Genomic DNA, 3,848 nt, shown 5'->3' on the forward strand with positions numbered 1-3,848 from the left:
CTTCGTCGAATGGCTGAGTACCACCGCAGCGCAGGCTGAGGAATCCGCCACCCAGGCCAACGCTGCCGCCGCCGGTTATGAGGCGGCGTTCGCCATGACGGTGCCGCCACCGCTGATCGCGGCGAACCGCAGCCTGCTGGCGGCGCTGGTGGCTACCAACTTCTTCGGGCAGAACACGCCGGCGATCGCGGCCACGGAGATCCAATACGCCGAAATGTGGGCACAGGACGCCGTCGCGATGTACGGCTACGCGGCCACCTCGGCGTCCGCGACCACACTGTCGCCGTTCCAGCAACCGCAGCAGAACACCGATCCCACGTCGTCAGCGAACCAGACCGCCGCAGTCGGCCAGGCCGCCAACACCACCGCCGGCGATGCCCAAAGCGCGGTTTCATCCGCGCAGCAAGCCTTTTCCGCAGTGCCGCAAGCACTGCAAGGCCTGTCGACATCCCAGTCGGCGGCCACTGCGCCAGCCGCCGCTACCGACACGTTAGCCCTCTTGAGCAATTTGATCACGGTCTTTGTCTCGCTACCATCCGACCTGGCCTTCTTCGCTGCCGTTGTGCCGCAGGACATTGCGGCCGGACCGGTGGATCTTCCCTTCGGCATCGTGGATTCGGAGACCGGTCAGCACACCGACAACATCATCAGCGCCTGGAACGGCGAGGACGCCTTTATGAGGGCGAACGGCATCCCGTCATACGACTTCCCGGCGACCCTCCTCAACCCGACCCAAAATGCCGCACCCGCCATAGCGGCGGGTATGAGGGACGCGGAGGCGCTCGGTGGATTGTCGGTGCCGCGGAACTGGACCGTGGCCGCAGGCGAGGTGGAACCGACCGCCTTCACGACACCGCTGACCTCCGCAAACGTAGCCGCCGCGCCGGCCGCGGAAGCGGGCGCGGCAAACACGGTCAATCAGATGGGAATCGGCGGAATGGCCGGGCAGGCGATGGCCGGCCCGCCGGCTGCCGGCGACCCTCAGGAGAACGGCAGGGCGGTGACGCATGCACGCTTGACGCCGCGCGTTACCGGCGCGGCGAGTGACGCTGAACCCGAAGCGAAGCCCGCACCCCGCACGGTCGTAACCGGAGTCGCGGCCGCGATTCGCGACATCGCCAAGCAGCGAGACCGTGGATATCTGACCGAGGAAGAGTATAAGGAGCAGAAGAAGCGTCTGCTCGAAATCTCCTCGGGGCACCGCCCGTTGGCTTAATTGCTCAGGCGATCGACAGCACGATGCCGTCCAAGATGTCGTGCTCGCTGACCGTCAACGCCTCAATTCCGGCCCGATCGCGCAGCGCGATCGCCAGTTCCTCGATGACGATGGCACCCCCACCGATCACGTCGACCCGTCCCTCGTGCATGGGCCCCAACGCGGCTCGCTGCGCTCGCGGCATGCCGATCAGCCCGTCGCAGACCGTGAGCAGCCGGTCCACGCCGACGCGCGAAAGGTGAATGGCCGCAGAGTCATAGACGGTCATGTCCTGTGCGAGTGCGGCGACCGTGGTCATCGTGCCGGCCAGCCCGATCCAGGTACGGGCCTGCTCCACCGGTACGACGCGCAGCGCCTCACCGAGCCGTTCGCGAACCACCTCGCGCGCGGCAGCCACCTCGGCGGCCATCGGCGGATCCGAATGCAGGCAACGCTCGGTCAGCCGCACGCAACCGATGTCGGCCGAATAGCTCGCCACCACGGTGTCGGTGCCCAATACGACTTCCGTCGAGCCGCCGCCGAGATCAACAATGACGAAAGGCCCAGCAGCGGAGTCTAATTCATTGACCGCCCCGCGAAAAGACAACTCGGCCTCTTGCGCGCCGGTGATCACCTCGGCGATGGCACCGTCCACCACGGCGCCGAGCACCTCGGCTGTCATCGCGAAGAAGACGTCGCGGTTGCCGGCATCACGGGTAGCCGACGTCGCCACCATGCGGATTCGGTCGACGTGGTGGGTTGTGCACAGCGCGGCGTAGTCGACCAGCGCAGACCGAGTGCGCTGCAACGCCTCCGGCGCGAAGGCGCCGGTGGCGTCGACGCCCTGGCCGAGTCGCACGATCCGCATCTCGCGGTGCACGTCGCGTAGCCGCCCGTCCAGCGCGTCGGCGATCAGCAGGCGAATCGAGTTGGTGCCGCAGTCGATTGCGCCGATGCGGGTCACGTCCACTCCCCCGGGTCCAGGATCCCGGCCATCGATGGGTCGACGGCAAGAACCGCCAGCGCCTCGTCGCCGAACGGGTTGACTCCCCGGCCCTTGGCCAGCGAATGCGCGATCAGCACGTGCAGGCACTTGACCCGCCCGGGCATGCCGCCACCGGAAAACGTGGTCCCCAGCGGCTCGATGGCATCCCGCTCGGCCAAGTAGGACTCGTGCGCCCGTCGATAGGCGGCGGCCAGCCCGGGGTCGGACTGCAGCCGCTGTGTCATGTCTCGCATCATTCCGGTGGTCTCCAGCCTGCTTGCCCCCGCGGTCAGCGCCGGATGCGTCAGGTAGTACAGCGTCGGAAAGGGTGTTCCGTCAGGCAGTTTCGGCGCAGTCTTCACCACGCCTGGCTCGCCGTTGGAACACCGGTAGGCGACGTCGAGCACTCCACGCGGTTCACGGCCGAGCTGGCGGGCGACGACAACGAGGTCGGCGGGATCAACCACCGGGCGGCAGCGGGCCGGGTGGCATGGGACCGGGCGGCGCGGGCGGCGGCGCCGGCGTCGGTGGGCCGTGCGGGCTGTCGGCGATGGTGTGCCACAGCGAGGTGTACCAGGGGTCGTTGGTGGCCGCGGCCGTCGGCGCCGATCCCGGGTCGACGGGCAGCGCGGCGTTCGGCGGAAGCTGGACCTGATACGGGATCTCGCCCGGCATCACGAACCCGAGGCGCTCGCGGGCCTGCGCAGCGATGTAGGCGGGATCGCCCAGCTTGCCCTTCTGCTGTTCGAGATCGGCGATCTGGTGACGTAACGCGGATTCGGAAGCCGACAGCTGCTTCATCTCGGTGCGCTGCGCGAAGTAGGTGCGGACCGGGCCGGCAATGGTCAGGGTCAGCACGCAGACCACAGCCGCCAGGATTGCCGCACGTCGCGCGGTCAGACCGAGGCGCTGATCCGAACGCTGCTCGGCTGATTCGGCGATCGCCTGTTTGATCGGTTCGACGACCTCGGGCATCGCACGATTTGCCGTCTGCCCGCGACGGGGCGCCGTCGATTTGCGCGGGCGGCCTGCGACCGAATCGCCGGGCCGCCCCGGACGCGAGGCGGCTGAGCGCCGCTTCGGTTCTGGCCGTTTCGATTCGGGCATCAGACGCTAAGGCTATCGGGCTTACGGCGCGTATCGGGGGAAGGCAAGATCGCCGGCGTAGCGGGCGGCGTCGCCGAGAGCTTCTTCGATCCGAAGCAGCTGGTTGTATTTCGCCACCCGCTCGCTGCGGGCCGGGGCGCCGGTCTTGATCTGCCCACTTCCCACCGCCACCGCCAGGTCGGCGATCGTGGTGTCTTCGGTCTCGCCGCTGCGGTGGCTCATCATCGTCCGATAGCCGCTGTGGTGCGCCAGCGCGACCGCATCGAGTGTCTCGGTGAGCGTCCCGATCTGGTTGACCTTGACCAGCAAAGCATTTGCCGCACCCTTGTCGATGCCCTCTTCCAGCCGTTCGGGATTGGTGACGAACAGGTCGTCGCCCACGATCTGCACCCGGTCGCCGATCGACGTGGTCAGGGCCACCCAACCGTCCCAATCGTCCTCGGCCAGTGGGTCTTCGATGGATACCAGCGGGTAAGAGTCCAGCAGCTCCGCGTAGAACTGCGTCATCTCATCGGCGGAACGGGTCTTCTTCTCGAACGCGTAGCCGGTGCCATCGGCATA

General features: G+C 67.6%; 5 protein-coding genes. 1 reads left to right on the plus strand and 4 read right to left on the minus strand.

Going from position 1 to position 3,848, the window contains the following annotated elements:
• A partial coding sequence (locus VN856_RS08645; RefSeq protein WP_325688022.1) for a PPE family protein, SVP subgroup occupies positions 1-1,216 on the plus strand: 1,216 nt, incomplete at its 5' end.
• Between the two features lie 4 nt (positions 1,217-1,220).
• On the opposite strand, the gene VN856_RS08650 is transcribed toward VN856_RS08645, so the two are convergent.
• The 4 genes from VN856_RS08650 to VN856_RS08665 all read right to left on the minus strand — a co-directional run.
• On the minus strand, positions 1,221-2,165 hold the full coding sequence (locus tag VN856_RS08650; RefSeq protein WP_325688024.1) for a Ppx/GppA phosphatase family protein: 945 nt from the start codon (positions 2,163-2,165) through the stop codon (positions 1,221-1,223).
• Complete coding sequence (locus tag VN856_RS08655; RefSeq protein ID WP_325688026.1) at positions 2,156-2,647, minus strand: DUF501 domain-containing protein; 492 nt, start codon at positions 2,645-2,647, stop codon at positions 2,156-2,158. Before VN856_RS08655 ends, VN856_RS08650 begins: the two co-directional genes overlap by 10 nt.
• Positions 2,640-3,287 (minus strand): septum formation initiator family protein, encoded by a 648-nt coding sequence (locus tag VN856_RS08660; RefSeq protein WP_325688028.1) that lies wholly within the window; start codon positions 3,285-3,287, stop codon positions 2,640-2,642. The genes VN856_RS08655 and VN856_RS08660 overlap by 8 nt, the downstream gene beginning before the upstream one ends.
• 21 nt (positions 3,288-3,308) lie before the next feature.
• Positions 3,309-3,848, minus strand: a 540-nt coding sequence (locus VN856_RS08665) for an enolase C-terminal domain-like protein (protein WP_325688030.1), incomplete at its 5' end; no start/stop codon positions are given.

The sequence above is a fragment of the Mycobacterium sp. genome, assembly GCF_035603715.1.
Taxonomy (GTDB): domain Bacteria; phylum Actinomycetota; class Actinomycetes; order Mycobacteriales; family Mycobacteriaceae; genus Mycobacterium.